This is a genomic window from Sphingobium sp. GW456-12-10-14-TSB1, from assembly GCF_059424385.1.
The window spans coordinates 310107-331517 of record NZ_JBWKZI010000001.1 but is presented as its reverse complement, the minus strand read 5'-3'; the positions used below and the strand labels follow the sequence as shown (position 1 = coordinate 331517).

Below are 21411 nucleotides of genomic sequence, written 5' to 3'. Positions count from 1 at the left end.
CCACCCGTCGCCGGAATCACTGGAATGACATCCGGCACGCAGGAATCGCCAACACCTGATTAACCCCAATTGCTGATTACCTACCAAGCAAGGGGCCAACTGAAAAGGGAAAAGTCGGGAGAAAGTGGGCTGAGCTGTTAGAAAATGGGTCTAACGGATTTTCCTCGGCTTTTCCAGCATATTTTCATGATTTGTTCTCATTCTCCTCATTGTTCAACTCGCTGTTCAGTCCGGCGGAACAGCACCATTCCCAGGATCGCCCATCCCGTCCCAAAGATCAGCGCCCAGCGTAGCCCTGTCACCACGTCGCGCGCCTCGCGAAACCAGTGCCGCCCTTGTGCAATCGACGCGCCCAGACAGCGCCCGACCAATGCGGGCGTATCCGCCGCCCAGGCGCGCGGATCGAGCGGACTGGCCGGATCGGCGAGCCAGAGCCGGTCATCGATCAGGTCGGCATCGCCCACCAGTACGACGCGCCCCTGCCCGATCCGGCAGCGCATGATCGCACCGCGCGGCGGGATGCAGCCCGGCTGCCTCCCCGTAAATGCCTGCGTCCCGGACAGGGTGACAAGCTGCCCATCATCCAGAAAGTGGCGCGTCTCCGCCTCGTCCAGCCCGCCCGGCTCAACGCCCCAATGCGCCAGCAGCGGGCCTAGCAGACTGATCGATGGCGCGCGCCGACGGTCGCCGGGCGGCAGCGCAGTCGGCCAGCGCAACAGCGGATCGGCCAGTACCAGCGCCGTGCCGCCTGCCCTCACCCAGGCGTCGATGGCTACCAGTTCCTCCGCCGTCATCGCGCGCGGCTGGGCCAGCAGCAAGGCGCGCGCGCCCGATCCGGCCAATGCGCGCGGATCATCCAGCGGTCGCATCGTGAAGCGCGTTCGCAGCACAGTGATGATCGGCGCGTCGGCGCGCGCCCCTTCGGCCCAGAACAGCGGCAGCGCCGTGATCACCGCCAACACAGGCCGGTCGGCCACCGGCGTCAACGGTTGCGCCGGACCGCGCCAGGCCAGCAACCCGGCCAACGCCAGCAACCCGACCGCGATCAACCTTGTCCCGCCTTCCCGCAACCCGCGACTGCCCAACCCCGCCAGCAGCGTCATAAGCAGCAATCCCACAGCCGCCCAAAGATCGGGCGGACGCGCCGCGGCTATCGTGCAGAAAATCAGTGCCGCCCCGGTCGCGCCGATCGCGATCCATAGCAACCACCGCCAAAGATTTTTCGCCAGCAACTGCCCCATCAGCGCCACCATCAGCGCAGCGGGCAAGGCCCATGTCCATGGATCGGCCTGCCCGCCCGATCGCCAGGCGCGCGCCAAACCCGCCACCAACGCCGCAACAACGGGCAGAAACAGAATCAGAAAGATCGTCAGGCGGCGCGGCACCTTCACCCGCCCATCATTCAACGCGGCTGCGGATCGCGGTCCATCGGCTTGCGCAGATTGGGATCGGGCTGAAGATCGGGCACGACCGGCGCCTGATCGGGCACCACCGGCGCCTGCTCCGGCGCGGGCTGCACGCCCAGTTCAGCGAGCGGGTCCTTGGGCGACACGACATTGGTGGGGGCAGTGGACAATGTCGGCACCACTGGCGGCGGCAGCGCGGCATCGTCCTTGCGCGCCTTGTCGATGACGATATTGGCCAGACCCACCAGCAACACGACACCTGCCAGACCGGTCAGCCCGATCTGAACGCGCTGCAACCCTTCCAGTCGGCGGGGTGTTTCAGCCATGCCTGCGCTCATTTGTACATCGCCGCGACCCGTGTCGGCGCTCATGCAGTCTGCGCCAGCCAGGGAAAGACCGTCAAGCCCTTAGATTCCAGCCATTGCCGGTTGTATAGCGTCGACAGATAGCGAAAGCCGGTATCGCACAAGATCGTCGCGATCCGCTTCCCCGGCCCCAACTGCCGCGCCAGCGCCACCGCGCCCGCGACGTTGATGCCTGACGACAGGCCCAGGCAAAGCCCTTCCTCCGCCAGCAGGCGACGGACCCACTCCAGCCCTTCCTCGTCGGAAATGCGGAACTGCGTGTCGATCGGCGCGCCTTCCAGATTAGCGGTGATCCGACCCTGCCCGATCCCTTCGGCAACGGAGCTACCCTCCGCCTTCAGTTCGCCACAGGCATAATATTGATACAGGGCCGCGCCGTGCGGATCGCTCAGCGCAATGGTGATGGCCTCATCCTTGGCCTTGAGGCCCAGGCCCACGCCCGCAATCGTGCCGCCCGTGCCCGCAGCGCAGGTAAAGCCGTCGATCCGGCCTTCCATCTGGGTCCAGATTTCCTCGGCAGTGCCGACGATGTGCGCCTTGCGATTGGCGATATTGTCGAACTGGTTGGCCCAGATCGCGCCTTCCGTCTCCTCCGCCAGCCGGCGCGAGGTGTGGACGAAATGACCCGGATTGGAATAGGGCGCCGCGGGCACCGTCACCAGTTCCGCCCCCAGCGCGCGCAACGTGTCCATCTTCTCGCGGCTCTGGGTTTCGGGCATGACGATGATCGTCTTGTACCCCTTGGCATTGGCGACCAGCGCCAGGCCGATGCCGGTATTGCCCGCCGTCCCTTCGACGATGGTGCCGCCGGGCTTCAGCAGCCCCCTCTCCTCGGCATCATTGACGATGAACAGCGCAGCCCGGTCCTTCACCGACGCGCCGGGATTGGCAAATTCGCACTTGGCGAAAATATCGCAGCCCGTCGCAGCGGAGGGACCGGCAAGGCGCACCATCGGCGTATTGCCGATCAGCGCGAGACTATTGGATTGTAGCAGCATGGCGCACGCATAGCGGACCCCATACGCCTTTGCCAAGCAAGGGAATGATGCGCAGTCAAAAGAGGCGATTTCACCGCCGCGTTAACCCCTGCCCCTCACCCTGTCCCAACACGGCACAGGGCGGAATCGGGGGAGGAAGTGGAAAGGAAATGCGTCTATGGGCGGCATGGGCGACGGTGCGTCGCTGCATATGAAGGATCTGGACATGGGCGCGATCGGGTGGAAGGGACGCAGCGGCATCGTCGCCCTTGTCCTTGCCGCGCTCGTCGCACCGCGCTTCATCACCGCCGCCCCGCTCGACATGCTCGACGGGCAGCAGTCCCATGACGACCCGGCCGAAGAGGCCGCCGCCAACTTCCCCGGCTCCGCCTTCTTCTTTGCAGAAGGCGCTTTCGATCCCGTTCCCGGCGCGCAGACGGTGCAGAGTGAGCATGTCATGGGGCTGGACGAGGTGAAGGCCGCGCCCGCCGCCATCTTTCGCGGCATGACTGGCCTCGACAGCTATCGCGCGCTCAACTGCCTGACTTCCGCCATCTATTATGAGGCAGGCAACGAGCCGGACGATGGCCAGCGGGCCGTCGCACAGGTCGTGCTCAACCGCGTCCGCAGCCAGCTCTGGCCCAATACGGTGTGCGGCGTCGTCTATGAAGGCTCCGAACGCACCGACTATAAATGCCAGTTCACCTTCAGCTGTGACGGCGCGATGGCGCGCCTGCCTGCCGCTGCCCAATGGGTACGCGCGCGGCGGGTCGCGCAGGACGCGCTGGCGGGTCGCGTCTACGCCCCGGTCGGCCTCGCGACCCATTATCACACGCTGGCGGTCCGCCCCGCCTGGTCGTCCAGCCTGCACCCGGTCGCAGTGATCGGCGCGCATATCTTTTATCGCAATCCCGGCTTCAACGGCACATTGGCGGCTTTCCGCACCCCCTATCTGGGGCGGGAAACCATATCCGGTCCCGCGCGCCGGGTCTGGCCGACAAAGCCGGTCACGCCCGTGGAAGCGTTCGCCGCGCCTGCACCTGTCGGCAACGCAGCCGCCGCGAACCCATCGACGGGCTGGATCGCGCCCATCGCCCGTCCTGCGCCATCCGCTCGCGAAGACAGCCTGCCGGAATCCACCATCCGCCCAGAATATCGCAACAGCGGCCGCCCGATCGTCTGAGCAGCGCCAACTTTTTTCAGGTTAACGCGCGCTGCACCAGCCAAATGTCTGGAATTGCGCGGGATTAAAAAATGCATTTTTCCGGGCAGCGCGGGAACCGATCCGCGCCATTGTGGGTTCTTCACTTCGGATAGCAAATCTTTTGCCCCCCGCTCTTGCTATCCACATAATATGAGCCCGGAACGCCTCCCCCCCCCGACGCGTTCCGGGCTCAGATTTTTTTGGACGACCTTCCTGTTGAAATCATTAAATTTTTGATGGTCGGAACGCTTGTGTAAGAAGCGGGTTCTGTTCCTCGTCACCAACATGGCTCACCCCATATGGTCGCATGTTTCTCAAGGAGAGTTTCGATGACGAAAAAGATCCTCGCAGCCTTGCTGCTCACTGGTTCGCTGATGGTCGCCGCCTGCAACACCGTCGAAGGCGCTGGCCGCGACGTGCAGAGCGCAGGCGAAGCCGTGGAGAAGGCGGCGGATTAATCGCCGCCAGCAATACGACTACCCGACTCCCCTAGCATCGGCCCGCCCCTTAAAAGGCGGGCCGCTTTTTGTTCAGGTCGACGCTTCCTCGACCTCTTGCATATTGGCCTGCCGTCGGTCCGTGAACCAGATCGCCACGATGGTGATTTCGTACAGCAGCAACAGCGGAATCGCGAGCATGAGCTGCGACACGACATCGGGTGGCGTCAGCACGGCGGCCAGGATGAAGGCCGCTACGATCATGTAGCGGCGCAGGCTGATCAGCTGCGCGCGGCTGACGAAACCGGCCCGGTTGAGCAGCATCAGCAGCACCGGCATCAGGAAACTGATGCCGAACGCCAGGATGAACTGCATCACCAGCCCCAGATAGGCGTCGGCGCTTGGCAAAGCCTCGACCTGCAAACCGCTGCTGTCGCCCTGAAATTCCAGAAAGAAATGGAAGGCGGTCGGCATCACCACGAAATAGGCAAGGCTCGCGCCCATCGCGAACAGAAAGGGCGTCGCCAGGATGAAGGGCAGCAAAGCCTTCTTCTCCTTGGCATAGAGGCCCGGCGCGACGAACGCCCATAGCTGGTTGGCGATGATCGGGAAGGACAGGCAGAAGGCCCCGAAAAAGGCGATCTTCACCTGCACGAAAAAGGCTTCGTACAGCTTGGTATAGACCAGCTTGCCGCCGCCATCGCCAAAGGCTTCCTTGAGCGGATGGACCAGGATCGCGAACAGTTCGGCGGAAAAATAGAAGCAGAGCGCGCCGGTCAGCGCCAGCGCATAGACGCATTTCAACAAACGGCCACGCAACTCGATCAGATGGTCGAGCAAGGGCGCCTTGCTATCATCAATATCGCCGATCATGCCGCCGACCCGCTCTTATGGTCAGCAGCCGCTTCCCCGGCCAGATAGGGGGGTGCGTCGGTCGTCGGCGCCACGGGCGCGGATTCCGCCACGAAGGGCGGCGGCCCGTCCGGCGCGGCCTCAACATCCGGCGGCGGCAGCGCCTCCATGGCTGGAGCGGCAACCTCTGGCGGATGCTCTTCCATGATCCGCTTGTTCTGCGCGGCCCACTTCTTTTCCAGTTCCTCCAGCTCGACCTCTCGCACCATGGCATCGAGACCAGTGCGGAAATGGCGCGCCATGCCCTGCGCCTTGCCGACGATCTGACCCACCTTGTAAAGCGCGCGCGGCAAATCCTTCGGCCCGATCACGATCACCGCAACGATGACGATCAGCAGGAACTCGGTCGAATCGATACCAAACATGCGTGGCTACCCTACCACCCGGCGCTTGAACGTCAGGCCTTGGTCTTTTCTTCGGTAGCGCCGGTCGCCGTCGTCCCCGCATCCTGTTCGGGCACGCGATGGCCCTCCAGCCGGGTCGCGGGCTTGGCCGGAGCGACATCGTCGTCATCGTCCGCCATGCCCTTCTTGAAGCTCTTGATGCCCTTGGCCACGTCACCCATCAGGCCGGAAATCCGGCCGCCACCGAACAGCAGCATGACGACCAGGAGCACGATCACCCAGTGCATCAGCGAGAAGGAACCCATTTCAAATACTCCTGTAAGGCAACCTATCTAGGCCACATCATCGTCATTTTCCAGAACGGATTGCCCGCCCAGACCCTCCAGCACCAAATCGACCGGATCGAGCAGCCCGGCCGCACGCAGATCGTCGATACCGGGCAAGTCCCGGCGGCTGCTAAGCCCGAAATGTGACAGAAAATCTACGGTCGTCGCATAGATGAGCGGTCGTCCCGGCACCTCGCGCCGTCCGGCGGGACGCACCCAGCCTGCCTCCATCAGCACGTCCAGCGTTCCCTTGGCCACCTGAACGCCCCTTATCGCCTCTATCTCGGCGCGGCTGACCGGCTCATGATAGGCGATGATCGCCAGCGTCTCCATCGCCGCGCGCGACAATTTGCGCGCCTCATCCTTCTCGCGCCGCAATATATGCGCCAGATCCGCCGCCGTCTGGAAATGCCAGCGCCCGCCCCGCTCCACCAGGTTGATGCCGCGCCCGGCATAATCGTCCGCCAATTGCCGGAGCGCCGCCGCCAGATCGCCCGCATCGCCGACATGCAGTCTCAATTCCGCAGCCGTCAGCGGCGCTTCGGCGACGAACAGCGCCGCCTCTACGGCGCGCAGATAATCGTCGGGTTCCCCCTTCATGCCCCCGCCTCCATGTCCGGCGCCCCGGCGCGCAGAAAAATGGGCTGGAAAATCCCGTCCTGCTGGATTTCCAACCGCCCCTGCCGAGCCAGTTCCAATGCCGCGACAAAGCTGCTGGCCAGCGCCGACTTTGCCTTGGCATTGTCCAGCCCGGCGGGCAGAAACGCCTCCAGCCGCGTCCAGTCGATTGCCGCGCCGACCAGCGCACCGACCCGCTGGATCGCCTCGTCCAGCGTCATCACCGGCCGCACCGCGATGGTGTGGACGACGGGCTGGGTCCGGGCGCGGATCTGCCCATAGGATTGGATAAGGTCGTAAAGGCTCGCGTGCCATTTGGCCTTGCGCACCAGCCGCAGCCCTTCGGGATTGCGCCGCACGAACACGTCGCGCCCAATCCGGTCGCGCGCCATCAGCCGCGCCGCCGCATCGCGCATCGCATGCAGCCGTTGCAGCCGCAATTGCAAGCGCAGGGCCAGCTCTTCGGGGCTGGGATCGGCCTGCTCCTGACGCGGCAGCAGCAGCGCGGATTTGAGATAGGCCAGCCACGCTGCCATCACCAGATAGTCGGCGGCCAGTTCCAGCTTCACCTGCTGCGCGCCGTCGATGAACTTCAGATATTGTTCGGTCAGCGCCAGAATCGAAATCTCGCGCAAATCCACCTTCTGCGACCGCGCCAGCGTCAGCAGCAAGTCCAGCGGCCCTTCCCACGCATCGAAGCTGACGGTCAGCGTGTCGGGGCTGGGAATGGCCGGGGCAATGAACAGGTCGTCCACGTCTAGTCCCTCCCGCATGGGCCAGGATTATGGCATATGAAACGGCCCTCTATTTCACCGTCATCCTGAACTTGTTTCAGGATCCATTTTTCCAGCTCACACAGTTGCTTGTGACGAGAAATGGATGCTGAAGTAAATTCAGCATGACGTTGGAGGGATAACCGAACGTCATGCGCAATGGTCGTCGCCCTATGGGAGGCATTTTCGAGTTCGCCCCTCAAGCCGCCACCAACCCCAGCAGACTGTCCCGCGTCGCCAGCAACTCCGCCAGTTCCGGCTGATCGCCGCCACGCTCGACCGACCCCATCGCCCGGTCGAGCCGCGCGCGCGCTACGTCCGTTATCTCCGGCAACTGGTCGGCAATGCCCAGCATATCGTCCATCCGCCCCCAGCAGTTGAGCGCCAGATCGCACCCTGCCGCGACCACGCCCGCCGCCAGATCGGGGATGCCGCCCTGCAACGCCTTCATGTCCAGATCGTCGGACATGAGCAGCCCGTCAAAGCCGATCCTCGTGCGAATAACATCCTCGATCACGGTCGGCGACAGGCTGGCGGGGCGCTGCGCGTCCCAGGCGGTGTAAACGACATGCGCGGTCATCCCCATCGGCGCGTCGCGCAAGCGCTCGAACGGTTGCAGGTCGCTCGCCAGCATATCGGCATCCGCGCGCACCACCGGCAATTCCAGATGGCTGTCCACCAGCGCCCGGCCATGGCCCGGCATATGCTTGACGATGCCGACCACCCCGCCATCGGCCAGCCCTTCGAGAGTCGCCCGCCCCAGCGCGGCGACCCGCATCGGCTCGGCGCCCAGCGTGCGATCGCCCATGATGTCGCTTGCCCCATCCTGCCGCACGTCGAGCAACGGCAGCGCATCGACGGTAATGCCGACCTCTGCCAGCGTCAGCGCGATCGCGCGGGCATTGGCGCGTGCCGCGGCGATCGCGCTGGACGGCGCGACGTCATAAAGCCGGTCGAACATCGCTCCCGCCGGGAAGGCAGGCCAGACCGGCGGCTGCATCCGCGCCACCCGCCCCCCTTCCTGATCAATCATGATCAGCAGGTCGTTGCGGCCATGCAGCGCCCGCAAATCGTCGGTCAGCGCGCGCAGCTGCGCCCGATCGATGATGTTGCGCCGGAACAGGATATAACCGGCCGGTTGTGAATCCGCGAAAAAAGCGCGTTCGTCAGGGGTCAGTGTTGCGCCGGACAGGCCGAAGATCACGGGTTTCATGCGGCAGATGGTAGCGCCAAGTCCCGCCCCTGTCGAAGGCGAATTGATGAACTGCGATCAGGCTGGCGCAGCCGCCGCAGACCTTTCCGCGTCCATCATCGCCTGCAACATGCGCCGACCCTCCACTGCGTTGCGATCGGTCTTGATCAGCAGTTCGTCGGGATTCTCGCCGACGATCGCCAGCATCTTCTCAATCTCTTCGGTCGCGAACTTGTCCTCCTCCAGCACGGGCTTCAGATAATCGAACATGAAATCCATGCCCGCCACATCTTCGGACGCCATGGCGAAGAAATAGATGCAGCTATGCGGCGTCGCGGGCGTAACGGCGTGATAGACCCGGCTCGTCACGATCATCTCGCCGGGATGTTCGGGGTGGTCCTGCGGATAGGCCATGTCGCCAATCCCGGCATGAAAGCCCGGCAGGTAGAAATCCATCCCCGTCACCCGGTCGATCTTGCCCGCATAGCGCCCGGTCGCCGCCATCACGGCAGGCGCGTCGGCATTACGGATATATCGGCGGCAACTCAGAAATCCGGGGCGCTTGACCAGTTCTTCAGGTGCCTGCGCATTTTCCACCGTGCCGATGCTGCTGGCGTGGAGGAAGGCAAGGTGCGACAGGTCGAGCAGATTGTCGTTGAGCAACTGGTAGCGCCCTTGCACCTCCTGCACATAAAAGGGCCGCGCCGTCATGCCCGCCGCAGTCACCCCGATCTCCTCCAGATCGGGCAGCAGCGCGACATCGGCCTTGTCCGCGTCCCCCATCCATATCCACGCCCACAGGCCATGCTCGACCAATGGATAGGTCGGAATCGTGTAGGCGCGCGGCACGACATCCTGCGATGGAATATCGACGCACCGGCCATCCGCGCCAAAGGCGATGCCATGATAGCCACAGACGATCGCATCGCCCTTCAGACAGCTTTTGCCCAGGGGGAAATGTCGGTGCGGACAGCGCCCGCCGACCGCAACCGCCTCGCCATCTTCCTTGCGATACAGGACGACCGGCTGGTTCAGGATCGTCCGCGCCAGCAGGTCACGGCCCAGTTCGTTGCGAAACGCGGCAACATACCAGCCATTGCGAACGGCAAACGACCCTTCCCGAAATGGGTACATGGCATCTCTCCCTGACAAAGGCCGGCATCATCGTCTGTCGCGATTGGTGCCGGACCAGCTAAACTAACAATGTTAGCCTAACACTGTTAGGGAGCAGGATCAAGGCCATGGATCAGCGCGTCCAACCCCTCGGCAAAGGCGGCGTCGATGGGCAATTGGGATTGGAGATAGGCCGCGTTCGGTCCCTGCGCGAACGTGGTCCAGCCAGTGACCAGCGCCTGCACCGACGCCTGCATCATCATGGCGCGCTCCGGTTCCAGCCCCAGCGCAATCAGGGGCGCGCTGGTCGCATCCTGCATCGCTTTGAGCACCTCGACCGGCTGCCCCGCCCCCAGGATCAAGCGTCCCGCGTCGCGCGTCGCATTCTGCGCCTGCCACAGCGCCTTGCCGAACGCACGCAACCAGTCGCGCCAGTCGGCACAGGCCGGAATTTTCGACAGGCAATCTGCGAAGATGCTTTCGGCCAGCAGCGCCAGCAACATATTCTTGTCGGCGACATGCCAGTAGAGCGAGGGCGCTTTGACATCCAGCCGCGCCGCGACCTTGCGCAGGCTCAACTGGTCCAGCCCCTGTTCGTTCAGCACATCCAGCGCCGCCGCCGCGATCGCGGCGCGGGTCAGTTTCCGTTCGGTCATGCCCCTCCTTCGAACAGCATGACGCCTATGTCCATCGCAACGCGAAGGCTCAGTTCACCACCATGCAGCTTTCGCCCGCCACCTTCAGCTTGCCGCAGATCAGGCTGGCCTGCCCGCCAGCACTCGCACGCAGGCGATAGACGGTGCTGCCGCCAACTTCCGCCGGTTCGACGGTCATGGCGAGCGGGGCGAGATAGGCAAAGCGCTTGGACAATCTGGTCCAGGCATCCTTTGCGCCGGACGCGCTGCCATAGGCGCCCAGCTGAATCAGCGCGCCGCCGCTGGCCGCCTTGGGCGCCACGGTCGCGCGATCGCTGGTTTCGTCGGCGACGCGCGCGGTCACGCTCTGTGCAGGCTTGGCCGGGACGGCCGGCTTGGTCCCGGTGGGCGCGGGCGCGGTCTTGGTGATCGGTGCTTCGGGGACGCGGCTGGCGTCAATCCGTCCGTCGCGCGGCACGCCCTCGCTTGCCGCAAAGCTCGCATCGCCCTCGCCATCGAATTTCTTCGCGTCAGCCTCATTGGCGGCGATCTTGTAATTGTCCGCGGGCGCCTCGATCAGTTGGCCCTCACCCGCAGCGCCGGGACCATTGCGGTTCTGCAACCACCATATCCCGGCCACCACGACACCGATCAGCGCGAGACCGAGCAGGATCAGGCTCAGCAGCCGCAGTGGCGAGATGCTGTTGTCATCCTCGTCATCGACCGCAGGCTCCAGCCAGGGCAGCCGGTCCTCATCGTCAAAATCCAGCCGGCCTCGTGCATAATCGCCCATCGTCCGAAACTCCGCCCGCCTTTAGTTCAGCTCAGTCAATGCCGCCACGCCCATCAGCGCAAGGCCATTGCGGATAATCTGCCCTATTCCACGGCTCAGGAAAAGCCGCGACGACGTAACGGCCGGATCGTCGGCCAGAATGACGCGCGCGCGCGGATCATCATTGCCCATATTCCACCAGCCGTGAAAGGCCGAAGCCAGATCATTGAGATAGAAGGCAATTCTATGCGGTTCGCGGGTCAGCGCCGCGCCTTCGACCACACGGGGGAACTGGGCCGCGAGCTTGACGAGGCCCAGCTCTGCCGTCCCAAGAAGGGACAGGTCCGGGGCTGGCAGTTCGATCCCCGCCTCTTCCGCCCGCCGTCCCAGCGATGCAATGCGGGCATGGGCATATTGGACGTAAAAGACCGGATTGTCCTTCGACGCCTCGACCACCTTGGCAAAGTCGAAGTCCATCTGCGCGTCGGCCTTGCGCGTCAGCATGGTGAAGCGCACGACATCCTTGCCCACTTCCCGCACGACATCGGCCAGCGTCACGAAATTGCCCGCGCGCTTGGACATTTTCACCGGCTCGCCATCGCGCAACAGCCGCACCATCTGGATAAGCTTCACGTCGAAACGCGCCTTGCCCTCCGTCAGCGCCGCGACCGCCGCCTGGATGCGCTTGACCGTCCCCGCATGGTCCGCCCCCCATATGTCGATCAGCTGATCGGCGCTCTGGGCCTTCTGATAATGATAGGCCATGTCCGCGCCGAAATAGGTCCAGCTGCCGTTGGACTTCTTGATCGGCCGGTCCTGATCGTCGCCGAACTTGGTCGACCGGAACAGCGGCAGCACGACCGGCTCCCAGTCATCGGGCAATTCGCCCTTGGGCGCTTCCAGCACCCCGTCATAGACCAGATCATGCGCCCGCAACCAGGCTTCGGCCTCGTCAGGCTTGCCCGCCGCCTGCAATTCGGCCTCGGACGCGAAAATGTCGTGATGGATGCCCAGCAGCGCCAGATCGGCGCGGATCATGTCCATCATCTTTGCGACGGCAAAGCTGCGGAACGTGACCAGCCAGTCGGCTTCCGGCGCCTTCAAGAAGCGGTCGCCATATTCAGCAGCCAGCGCCTGCCCAACCGGCACCAGATAATCGCCAGGGTAAAGACCCTCAGGGATTTCGCCCACATCCTCGCCCAGCGCCTGCGCGTAGCGCAGATGCACCGATCGGGCGAGGACATCCACCTGCCCGCCAGCGTCATTGATATAATATTCGCGGATCACCTTGTGCCCGGCATATTCCAGCAGGGTGGCGAGCGCATCGCCCACCACGGCGCCCCGGCAATGCCCCATATGCATGGGGCCGGTCGGATTGGCGGAAACATATTCGACGTTGACCGTGACACCTTGCCCGATGTCGGACCGGCCATAATCGTCGCCCTCTTCCGCCATCACGGAAAGCTCCGAGCGCCATGTCGCGTCGGTCAGCGTCAGGTTGATGAAGCCCGGCCCGGCGATCGACGCGCTCTCGACCTCGGCCAGCCCCTCCAGCTTGCCGACAATCGCCTCGGCCAGCGCGCGCGGGTTCGTCCCCGCCGGCTTGGCCAGCACCATCGCGGCATTGGTCGCCAGATCGCCATGGCTGGCGTCACGCGGCGGCTCGACCGTCACCGGCTTGCGATTGAGGCCGGCAGGCAGGACGCCGTCGGCTTCCAATATGTCCAGCACAGTGTCGAGATGGGCGGTGAAACGGGTATAGAGGGACACGAGACGAAACTTTCTACAAGTCCCGTTCGCCCTGAGCCTGTCGAAGGGCTGCTCTTGTCTTCAAGAAGTGCAAGGCTTCGACTTGTCTCAGCCCGAACGGATGATGGGCTGGCCGTTAACGCGTGGCGTTATATTGGAGCTGGTCCTGGGTCAGGTTGAACCCCACGAGCAGCTCGAAACTGGTTCGTTGCAGCGCCGCCTTGACCTCTGGCTGGGCGAAGGGATCGATCGCGGCATCCGCGTCGCCCGCCTTGCGCTTCTGCGTGATCTTGGCCTGGATGTCGGCTGGCAGCGTTGCCGATGCCTTGTCGACATAGGAACCCGCCTTCGCCTGCGCGCTGGCGCGATATTCGCCCGCGGCAAAGTTCAGCGTCACCTGGCCGACCCGCTTGGCGACCACGCTGTTGCCGCCGCGCACCACGGCGGAGAAATAGGGCAGCGTCACTTGCCGCGCCACGCTGGCGTCGCTGCGCCGGGCGTTCACGGTGAAGCTCGCTTCGGTATAGAATTGCGCCCCATCGGCGCAGGTCGAGCGCAGATTGGTGATGTCGGCCACCACGTCGATCGCGGAAGCATCGCGGCTCTGGGCCGGATTGAACAGGGTGATGTCGCCGGTATAGGCCGGGACGGCCGCCGTCGGGCAGGCAGAGCGCACAGCGACGATACCGCCGGAAGCGTCGATTTCACCCCGGCGCGAACAGCCCGCCAGGGCCAGAGCCAGCATGCCGGTCACAACGACGCGGTTCAGGGCAGTATGAGGCAGGCAGATGTTCCTTGGCACAGGCAGAAATTCCTTGGCATGGCCCGTCGGCCAGAAGCTTTGCGCTTCCTTATCCATCCCCCGCCCCTCGCGCAACCGCAAGGAAGCGGCTTTCCTCCCGGCCCACATTCGCCTAAGCGCAAAGCCATGACCGACAGCGCAGCCGCCCGCCCGCCCATGACCCTTCTGATCGCCGCACCGCGCGGTTTCTGCGCCGGGGTCGACCGCGCCATCATCATCGTCGAACGGGCGATCGAAACCTATGGCGCGCCGGTCTATGTCCGCCATGAAATCGTCCATAACAAATATGTGGTGGACAGCCTGAAGGCGAAGGGCGCGATCTTCGTAGAGGAACTGGACCAGGTGCCCGATGGCGTGCCGGTGGTCTTTTCCGCCCATGGCGTGCCCAAGGCCGTCCCTGCCAAGGCGGAGGAACGCGGCCTTTCCTATCTCGACGCCACCTGCCCGCTGGTCAGCAAGGTTCATCGCCAGGCCGAACGGCAGGTCAAGGATGGCCGCCACATCTTGTTCATCGGGCATAAGGGGCATCCCGAAGTCATCGGCACGTTCGGCCAGGTGCCAGGCGGCACCATGACCCTGATCGAAACGGTCGAGGACGCGCAGGCCTTTACCCCCGCCGATCCCGCCAATCTCGCCTTCCTGACCCAGACCACCCTGTCGGTCGATGATACAGCCGCGATCGTCGCCACCCTGCAAGAGCGCTTTCCAGCGATCGTCGCGCCCAAGGGCGAGGATATTTGCTACGCCACATCCAACCGCCAGACAGCGGTGAAGGCGATCGCCGCGCGTTGCGAAGCGCTCTATGTCATCGGCGCGCCTAACAGTTCCAATTCCCTGCGACTGGTCGAAGTCGCCGAACGCGAAGGCACGCCAGCCCGCCTGATCCAGCGCGCCGACGACATCGATTTTGGCTGGCTGGACGGCGTCACGACGCTGGGCCTGACCGCCGGGGCATCCGCACCCGAAATATTGGTGCGCGAAGTGGTCGACGCGATCGCCAGCCGCTTCACCGTGACCGAGGAACAGGTCGAAACCGCGCGCGAGACCATCGCTTTCAAGCTGCCACGCGGGCTGGAGACCGTCTGAACCATGGCCGTCTATACCCATGTTCCCGCCGAAGAGATTGACGCCTTCCTCAGCCGCTATGACGCAGGCCGCCTCGTATCCGCCAAGGGGATCGCCGAAGGGGTGGAAAACAGCAATTATCTGCTGGAGACCACCGGCCATGATGGCTCTGGCCACCGCTATATCCTCACGCTCTATGAAAAGCGGGTGGATGAGGCCGACCTGCCCTTCTTCATGGACCTGCTCGATCATCTGGGCGCGCGCGGCTGCCTTGTGCCGCGCTTCATCGCCGACCGGGACGGCCAGCGGCTCCAGACCTTGTCGGGTCGCCCCGCCTGCCTGATCGAATTTCTGACCGGCATTTCGCTGACCGAGCCGACCCCGGAACAGGCGCGCGCGACCGGCGCGGCACTGGGGGAGTTGCACCGCGCGGCAGAGGGCTTCCCGCTCGAACGGCGCAACACGCTGGACCTTGCCGGCTGGCATGATCTGGCGGCCCGATGCGGTGAGGATTTCGATCAGATCGCGCCGGGCCTTGCCGCCCGTGTCCGCGACGAACTCGCCTTTCTCGACGCGCACTGGCCCGCCGACCTGCCCCGCAGCATCATCCATGCGGACCTGTTCCCCGACAATGTGCTGATGCTGGGCGACAAGGTGACGGGCCTGATCGATTTCTATTTCAGTTGCACCGACATCCGCGCCTATGACCTGGCCATCACCCACAGCGCCTGGGTGTTCAGCCATGACGGCGGCAGCTTCTTTGCTGATCGCGCGGCGGCGCTTGGCGCTGGCTATGACTTGGCCCATGGCCTGACCGACGCAGAGCGCGCGGCCTTCCCCATATTGTGCCGGGGCGCATCGCTGCGCTTCCTGCTGACCCGCGCCTATGACTGGATCAACACGCCGCCCGACGCGCTGGTGACCCGCAAGGACCCGCTCGCCTATCTGCGCCGCCTCGATTTCTACGCCAGCGCCAATCCAGCGGAATTATTGGGCGCATGAGAGCAGCAGATAAAAGCAACCTGTTCCCGCGCAGCCGGGAACCCGGTTCCATGCCTGCCTATCCTCGCGACGGGACCGGGCTCCCGCCTGTCCAGGAGCACGCAGCATGAGCACTGACCTGCCCATCGTCGACATCTTCACCGACGGCGCGTGCAAGGGCAATCCAGGTCCGGGCGGCTGGGGCGCGGTGCTGCGCTTTGGCGACACGGAAAAGGAAATGTCGGGCGGCGAAGCGCTCACCACCAACAACCGCATGGAGATGATGGCCGCGGTCGAGGCGCTCAACGCGCTCAAGAAGCCGTGCCGCGTCACCCTTCATACCGACAGCAAATATGTGATGGACGGCATCACCAAATGGGTGTTCGGCTGGCAGAAGAAGGGCTGGCGCACCGCCGACAACAAGCCGGTCAAGAATGTCGAAATCTGGCAGGCTCTGGTCAAGGCCGCCGCCCCGCATCAAATGACCTGGAAATGGGTCAAGGGTCATGCCGGCCACCCCGAAAATGAACGCGCCGACCGTCTGGCCAGCGCCGCGGCCGACAGTTTTCGCCGTTAGAGACACGCCCGAAGCAACAGCGTATCTTGCCAGACGCATCGCCAGACCCCAAAGCGGGCCTTCGGGGGAAGAAATGACAGAAAAGCCAGTAAACCGTAAGGGAATTTCAAAGACACGCGCGCGCTTCATTCGCGAAAGCGCCGACGTGCGGCGACAGGCGCTGATCGAAGCGACCGCGCGGTGCCTTGCCGAAAAAGGCGTCGCTGGCACGTCGGTCCGCGCCATCTGCGCGCGCGCGGGTGTTTCGTCGGGCCTGCTCACCCATTATTTCGACGGCGTCGACGCCCTCATCCTCGCCACCTATGAGGATGTCGGCGTGCGCGTGTCCGCCGCGCTGGAACAGGCGGTCGAGGAAGCGGGCGACGATCCGCGCGACCAGCTCCGCGCCTGCCTTCAGGCCAATTTCCGCGCGCCCATCCTTGATCCCGATCTGCTCGCGACCTGGACCGCTTTCTGGAGCCTGGTCCGGACCGACCCCGGCATCGCCGCCATCCATGCCGATGTCTACCGGCGCACCCGCGCCCAGCTCGAAGCGCTGCTGCGCGCGATCGTGCCGGAAATGCCGCAGGACCGCGCCCGCCTGGCGGCGATCAGCCTCACTGCTCTGGTCGATGGGCTGTGGCTCGAGATCTGCCTCGATCCCACCACCTTCTCCGCCGAGGAAGCCCAGGCCATGGTCGAGCGCGCGATGATGCTGGCGCTGGGGCAATGGCGGGGCGACGCGGGGCGCGGTGACTGGATCGATCAATCAGATAAGCCGTGATCGTTTTTCTCACTCTCCAAGTCCGATAAAACCAATTTCCCTCGACTCAGCCGCTACCCTACATGGGGTCGGCAACAGCAACCCCTCAGAAGGAACTGACAAGCCCATGGCTCTCATCAACACCACCATCAAGCCGTTCGCCGCGACCGCCTATAAGGAAGGCAAGTTCGTCGACGTCACCGACGCGGACGTGAAGGGCAAGTGGGCGATCTTCTTCTTCTATCCCGCCGACTTCACCTTCGTCTGCCCGACCGAACTGGAAGACCTGGCCGGCATCTACCCGACCCTCCAGTCGCTCAACGTCGAAGTCTATTCGGTATCGACCGACACGCATTTCAGCCACAAGGCATGGCACGACACCTCGCCCGCCATCGGCAAGATCAACTATTACATGCTGGGCGACCAGTCGGGCACGATCACCAATAATTTCGACGTGATGCGCCCCGGCGTTGGCCTGGCTGACCGCGCAACCTTCCTGGTCGATCCCGAAGGCGTGATCCAGTTCATGGAAATCACGTCCGAAGGCGTGGGCCGCAACGCGACCGAACTGCTGCGCAAGGTGAAGGCCGCGCAATATGTCGCCGCGCACCCCGGTGAAGTCTGCCCGGCCAAGTGGGAAGAAGGCGAAGAAACCCTTGCCCCATCGCTCGACCTAGTCGGCAAGATCTAAATTATCATTCCCCTAGCGGGTCGCAAAGTGGCTCGGAGTGGAACCTCTCCTCCGCTCCGGGCCATTATTGTATCTAACGTAAGGATTATTCCATGCTCGACGCCACCCTGACGCAGCAGCTCAAGGCCTATCTGGTCAACATCCGTGAGCCTATCGAACTCGTCGCCTCTCTGGGTGACGATGCCAAATCGCGCGAACTCAATGACCTGCTCAATGAAATCGCTGCCCTGTCCGACAAGGTCAGCGTGACCACCGGCGCTGACAAGCGCGTCCCCAGCTTCATGATCCGCCGCGTGGGCACCGACATCGGCGTCCGGTTCGCGGGGATTCCGATGGGCCATGAATTCACGTCGCTGGTCCTGGCCCTCCTCCAGGTCGGCGGCCACCCGTCAAAGGCCGCGCAGGATCTGATCGAACAGGTCAAGGGGCTGGACGGCGACTTTGCCTTTGAAACCTATTTCTCCCTGTCCTGCCAGAATTGCCCGGACGTGGTGCAGGCCCTTAACCTGATGAGCGTCCTCAACCCCCGCATCAGCCACGTCGCCATCGACGGCGCGCTGTTCAAGGCGGAAGTGGACGAGCGCAAGGTGATGGCCGTGCCCACCATCTTCCTGAACGGCGAACCCTTTGGGTCGGGCCGCATGGAACTGGAGCAGATCGTTGCCAAAATCGACAGCGGCGCGGCCACCCGCGCGGCGGAAAAGATCAAGCGCCAGGACCCTTTCGAGGTTCTGATCGTCGGCGGCGGGCCTGCCGGGGCCGCGGCGGCCATCTATGCCGCGCGCAAGGGCATCCGCACCGGCGTTGCCGCCGAACGCTTCGGCGGCCAGGTGCTCGATACGATGGACATCGAAAATTTCATCTCCGTGTCGCGCACCGAAGGGCCAAAGCTCGCTTCCGCGCTCGAAGCCCATGTGAAGGATTATGACGTCGAGATCATGAACCTGCAAAAGGCGACGAAGCTGATCCCCGCCCGTACCGAAGGCGGCTATCATGAGGTCGTGCTGGAAAACGGCGCGTCGCTCAAAGGCCGCACCCTCATCCTCTCCACCGGCGCGCGCTGGCGGCAGATGGGCGTGCCGGGCGAGGACGAATATCGCAACAAAGGCGTGGCCTATTGCCCCCATTGCGACGGCCCCCTGTTCAAGGGCAAGCGCGTCGCGGTGATCGGCGGCGGCAATAGCGGCGTCGAAGCCGCGATCGACCTGGCGGGCATCGTCGCCCATGTGACGCTGATCGAATTTGACAGCCAGCTCCGCGCCGACGCGGTGCTGCAACGCAAGCTCGCCAGCCTGCCCAACGTCAAGATCATCACATCGGCGCTGACCAGCAAGGTCGACGGCAATGGCGATCGCGTCACCGGCCTGTCCTACAAGGACCGCAACAGCGGCGAGGAACATGACGTCGAACTGGAAGGCATCTTCGTCCAGATCGGCCTGGTCCCCAACACCGAATGGCTGAAAGACACGGTCGCCCTTTCCCCCCGCGGCGAAATAGAAATCGACGCCCGCGGCGAAACCAGCGTGCCGGGCATCTTCGCGGCAGGCGACTGCACGACCGTGCCCTACAAGCAGATCGTCATAGCCATGGGCGCAGGCTCCACGGCGGGCCTGTCAGCCTTCGACTATCTGATCCGCCTGCCCGCCAGCGAAGAGGCCGCACAGGCGGCGTGACGGGAGAAGTTCGACGGTAAGTTGGACATATGTGAAGCGGCCGATCCGGTGACGGGTCGGCTGCTTTTTTGTGGGGTGGGGAATGGCTGAAGTGCGCCATTTGTCGCCGTTCGGCAGCTACGTACCAGCACTCGGAAACGGACATTCAAATTGTGAATGGGTCTAGGACTTCGCGGCCATTTCCTTCGGACGCGCCCAGCGGCAGGTACACCGCCTCTCTAAAGCCCGAAGGCTACTTGGTCATTGTTGCAAGCGAAGATAGGCCACGATCCATCTTTGCAAATCCGTACATTAGGTCCGCCGGCCAAGTCGCTAGAGTAGGAGACGAAATTGCGGTGGTAGCAGCCACGACTGAAGTGTGCGCGGCTTCACCTCGATAGGTTGCGAGTTGGGCTATACGAGATTTGAACGTAGCACCGACCAAATCGAGATCAAATCCAAGCGCCGTCAATAGTTTAAACTGATACTTCAGCGCCGCTCCATGGTTGTTAGTGACGGTCTGCTTATAACGCTGATAGCCGATGTTCAGCAGCCTCCCGTATTCGATTCTGTTTTGAGCGATCGACTTGGCCGATGCCATAATGCCAAAACCGCTAGTCCCGAAAATTCTTAACATCTTCTGGGACTGTCAGGAATTTCGTGTGCGGCGAGGCATAATGGGCAACAAGGAGACCCAATATGTCACGACGGAAAGAACCCTCAATACCGAACGCCATTCTCGATCAGTTGCTGGCCGGCACTGACGCGGCAGCGGCACTCAGCCAAGGCGGCCTGCTCGATTCTTTGAAGAAGGCCTTTGCCGAACGCGCCCTCAACGCGGAGATGGATCACCATCTTGGCCAGGAGGAGCAAGGGAACAACAGCCGGAACGGCTATGGCCGCAAGACGGTGACGACCGACGGTGGACGGATCGAGATCGAGGTTCCGCGTGATCGAGCGGGCAGCTTCGATCCTCAACTGATCGCCAAGTATCAGCGTCGCTTTCCCGGCTTCGATGACAAGATCATCTCGATGTATGCGCGCGGCATGAGCACCCGTGAGATCACCGGGCATCTGCGCGAACTATACGGCATAGAGGCCTCGCCCGACCTGATCAGCACGATCACCGACGCTGTGCTGGAGGAGGTTGCGGCCTGGCAGCAGCGGCCTCTGGACCCAGCCTATCCGTTGGTTTTCTTCGATGCGATCCGGGTCAAGATCCGCGACGAGGGGATGGTCCGCAATAAGGCGATCCATATTGCCCTGGGCGTCATGGCCGACGGCACCAAGGTGGTCCTTGGGCTATGGCTGGAGCAGAATGAAGGCGCCAAATTCTGGCTGCGCGTCATGAACGAACTGCGCAATCGCGGCGTCGAGGATATCATGCTGGCCGTCGTCGATGGCCTCAAGGGCTTTCCCGATGCCATCACCGCCGTCTTCCCCGAAGCGATGGTCCAGACCTGCATCGTCCATCTCCTGAGGAACTCGATGGATTTCGTGGCATGGAAGGATCGCAAGGCGCTCGGAACAGCCCTGAAGGCCATCTATCGTGCCGTCGATGCCGCAGCCGCCGAGGAGGCGCTGACCGCCTTCGAAGCCAGCTTCTGGGGCCAGCGCTATCCCGCTATCGGCCAGAGCTGGCGCCGGGCATGGCCTGAGGTCATCCCATTTTTCGCCTTCCCCGACGAGGTCAGGCGGATCGTCTATACGACCAATTCAATCGAGGCCCTCAATTCCAAGCTCCGCCGCGCTGTCCGGGCGCGGGGCCATTTCCCCAACGATGAGGCGGCGACAAAGCTGCTCTATCTGATCTTGAACCGATCGGAGAAAGAGTGGAAAATGCCACCGCGTGAGTGGAACATGGCGAAGGCGCAATTTGCCGTGCTCTTCGGCGAACGTTTCATCAGGGCCATGACGGCCTGATGGTCAACCGCCTCGCCGCACACGAAATTCCTGACAGTCCCCATCTTCTCCAAATCTGACATCTGCTTCGGCGCATCTATGAACGGGAAAACGCATAAGTGCCTGGCGACCCTGCCAAAATCTCCCCCGCTATCGAAGGCTGCTTTGGCTTCATC

24 protein-coding genes are annotated in these 21411 nt (G+C 63.5%); 9 read left to right on the top strand and 15 right to left on the bottom strand.

The features are described 5' to 3' along the window. Positions 1–206: 206 nt before the first annotated feature. From AC07X9_RS01690 to AC07X9_RS01680, 3 genes are read right to left on the bottom strand one after another with little or no spacing between them, the layout of a single operon-like run. Positions 207–1406 carry a DUF4350 domain-containing protein gene (locus tag AC07X9_RS01690; RefSeq protein WP_017184116.1) on the bottom strand — a complete coding sequence of 400 codons (1200 nt, stop codon included), beginning with the start codon at positions 1404–1406 and terminating at the stop codon, positions 207–209. Next, a complete protein-coding gene (locus AC07X9_RS01685; protein WP_026002570.1) occupies positions 1403–1732 on the bottom strand; it encodes a hypothetical protein in 330 nt (109 codons plus the stop codon). Before AC07X9_RS01685 ends, AC07X9_RS01690 begins: the two co-directional genes overlap by 4 nt. 41 nt (positions 1733–1773) lie before the next feature. Next, positions 1774–2769 carry a cysteine synthase A gene (locus AC07X9_RS01680; RefSeq protein ID WP_017184114.1) on the bottom strand — a complete coding sequence of 332 codons (996 nt, stop codon included), beginning with the start codon at positions 2767–2769 and terminating at the stop codon, positions 1774–1776. Positions 2770–2926: 157 nt separating this feature from the next. Between AC07X9_RS01680 and AC07X9_RS01675 the strand changes: the two genes are divergently transcribed. Together AC07X9_RS01675 and AC07X9_RS01670 are read left to right on the top strand one after the other, a co-directional pair. Continuing rightward, positions 2927–3931, top strand: a complete 1005-nt coding sequence (locus AC07X9_RS01675) for a cell wall hydrolase (RefSeq protein WP_017184113.1) — start codon at positions 2927–2929, stop codon at positions 3929–3931. Positions 3932–4281: 350 nt separating this feature from the next. Next, complete coding sequence (locus AC07X9_RS01670) at positions 4282–4410, top strand: entericidin A/B family lipoprotein (RefSeq protein ID WP_017184112.1); 129 nt, start codon at positions 4282–4284, stop codon at positions 4408–4410. Between the two features lie 72 nt (positions 4411–4482). On the opposite strand, the gene tatC is transcribed toward AC07X9_RS01670, so the two are convergent. The 11 genes from tatC to AC07X9_RS01615 form a co-directional block, all read right to left on the bottom strand. After that, a complete protein-coding gene (gene tatC, locus AC07X9_RS01665; protein WP_017184111.1) occupies positions 4483–5262 on the bottom strand; it encodes a twin-arginine translocase subunit TatC in 780 nt (259 codons plus the stop codon). Further along, positions 5259–5666, bottom strand: coding sequence for a Sec-independent protein translocase protein TatB (gene tatB / locus AC07X9_RS01660; RefSeq protein ID WP_017184110.1), 408 nt, complete (start codon positions 5664–5666; stop codon positions 5259–5261). The genes tatC and tatB overlap by 4 nt, the downstream gene beginning before the upstream one ends. A gap of 32 nt (positions 5667–5698) precedes the next feature. Further along, positions 5699–5950, bottom strand: coding sequence for a twin-arginine translocase TatA/TatE family subunit (locus AC07X9_RS01655; RefSeq protein ID WP_017184109.1), 252 nt, complete (start codon positions 5948–5950; stop codon positions 5699–5701). Positions 5951–5977: 27 nt separating this feature from the next. After that, entirely contained in the window at positions 5978–6571 is a 594-nt protein-coding gene (gene scpB / locus AC07X9_RS01650; RefSeq protein WP_017184108.1) for an SMC-Scp complex subunit ScpB, read from the bottom strand. Continuing rightward, positions 6568–7344 (bottom strand): segregation and condensation protein A, encoded by a 777-nt coding sequence (locus AC07X9_RS01645; RefSeq protein WP_017184107.1) that lies wholly within the window; start codon positions 7342–7344, stop codon positions 6568–6570. The genes scpB and AC07X9_RS01645 overlap by 4 nt, the downstream gene beginning before the upstream one ends. Before the next feature lie 217 nt (positions 7345–7561). Further along, positions 7562–8575 carry a beta-N-acetylhexosaminidase gene (gene nagZ, locus AC07X9_RS01640; RefSeq protein ID WP_017184105.1) on the bottom strand — a complete coding sequence of 338 codons (1014 nt, stop codon included), beginning with the start codon at positions 8573–8575 and terminating at the stop codon, positions 7562–7564. 57 nt (positions 8576–8632) lie between these two features. After that, positions 8633–9688, bottom strand: a complete 1056-nt coding sequence (locus AC07X9_RS01635; protein ID WP_017184104.1) for a Rieske 2Fe-2S domain-containing protein — start codon at positions 9686–9688, stop codon at positions 8633–8635. Positions 9689–9774: 86 nt separating this feature from the next. Next, on the bottom strand, positions 9775–10323 hold the full coding sequence (locus AC07X9_RS01630) for a TetR family transcriptional regulator (RefSeq protein WP_017184103.1): 549 nt from the start codon (positions 10321–10323) through the stop codon (positions 9775–9777). A gap of 49 nt (positions 10324–10372) precedes the next feature. Beyond that, a complete protein-coding gene (locus AC07X9_RS01625; protein WP_017184102.1) occupies positions 10373–11095 on the bottom strand; it encodes an SPOR domain-containing protein in 723 nt (240 codons plus the stop codon). Positions 11096–11116: 21 nt separating this feature from the next. Beyond that, entirely contained in the window at positions 11117–12844 is a 1728-nt protein-coding gene (argS, locus tag AC07X9_RS01620) for an arginine--tRNA ligase (RefSeq protein WP_017184101.1), read from the bottom strand. 115 nt (positions 12845–12959) lie between these two features. After that, positions 12960–13568 (bottom strand): hypothetical protein, encoded by a 609-nt coding sequence (locus AC07X9_RS01615; protein ID WP_026002568.1) that lies wholly within the window; start codon positions 13566–13568, stop codon positions 12960–12962. A gap of 183 nt (positions 13569–13751) precedes the next feature. Here AC07X9_RS01615 and ispH point away from each other — a divergent pair, with 183 nt between their 5' ends. The 6 genes from ispH to ahpF all read left to right on the top strand — a co-directional run bounded on the left by ispH (position 13752) and on the right by ahpF (position 19354). Beyond that, positions 13752–14711 carry a 4-hydroxy-3-methylbut-2-enyl diphosphate reductase gene (ispH, locus tag AC07X9_RS01610; protein WP_017184099.1) on the top strand — a complete coding sequence of 320 codons (960 nt, stop codon included), beginning with the start codon at positions 13752–13754 and terminating at the stop codon, positions 14709–14711. A 3-nt stretch (positions 14712–14714) separates the two neighbouring features. Further along, positions 14715–15692 carry a homoserine kinase gene (thrB, locus tag AC07X9_RS01605; RefSeq protein ID WP_017184098.1) on the top strand — a complete coding sequence of 326 codons (978 nt, stop codon included), beginning with the start codon at positions 14715–14717 and terminating at the stop codon, positions 15690–15692. Between the two features lie 106 nt (positions 15693–15798). Then, entirely contained in the window at positions 15799–16248 is a 450-nt protein-coding gene (gene rnhA, locus AC07X9_RS01600) for a ribonuclease HI (RefSeq protein WP_017184097.1), read from the top strand. A gap of 73 nt (positions 16249–16321) precedes the next feature. Further along, positions 16322–17011 carry a transcriptional regulator BetI gene (betI, locus tag AC07X9_RS01595; protein ID WP_017184096.1) on the top strand — a complete coding sequence of 230 codons (690 nt, stop codon included), beginning with the start codon at positions 16322–16324 and terminating at the stop codon, positions 17009–17011. A gap of 106 nt (positions 17012–17117) precedes the next feature. Beyond that, complete coding sequence (gene ahpC / locus AC07X9_RS01590; protein WP_017184095.1) at positions 17118–17681, top strand: alkyl hydroperoxide reductase subunit C; 564 nt, start codon at positions 17118–17120, stop codon at positions 17679–17681. A gap of 92 nt (positions 17682–17773) precedes the next feature. Beyond that, the gene (gene ahpF, locus AC07X9_RS01585; protein WP_017184094.1) at positions 17774–19354 is read left to right on the top strand and encodes an alkyl hydroperoxide reductase subunit F; all 1581 of its coding nucleotides are present in this window, start codon (positions 17774–17776) and stop codon (positions 19352–19354) included. A 232-nt stretch (positions 19355–19586) separates the two neighbouring features. On the opposite strand, the gene AC07X9_RS01580 is transcribed toward ahpF, so the two are convergent. Beyond that, a complete protein-coding gene (locus AC07X9_RS01580) occupies positions 19587–19934 on the bottom strand; it encodes a hypothetical protein (protein ID WP_017184093.1) in 348 nt (115 codons plus the stop codon). Between the two features lie 98 nt (positions 19935–20032). On the opposite strand from AC07X9_RS01580, the gene AC07X9_RS01575 reads away from it, so the two are divergent. After that, positions 20033–21256: an IS256 family transposase gene (locus tag AC07X9_RS01575; protein WP_026002694.1), complete on the top strand. Its 1224-nt coding sequence runs from the start codon at positions 20033–20035 to the stop codon at positions 21254–21256. The last annotated feature ends 155 nt before the right edge of the window (positions 21257–21411 follow it).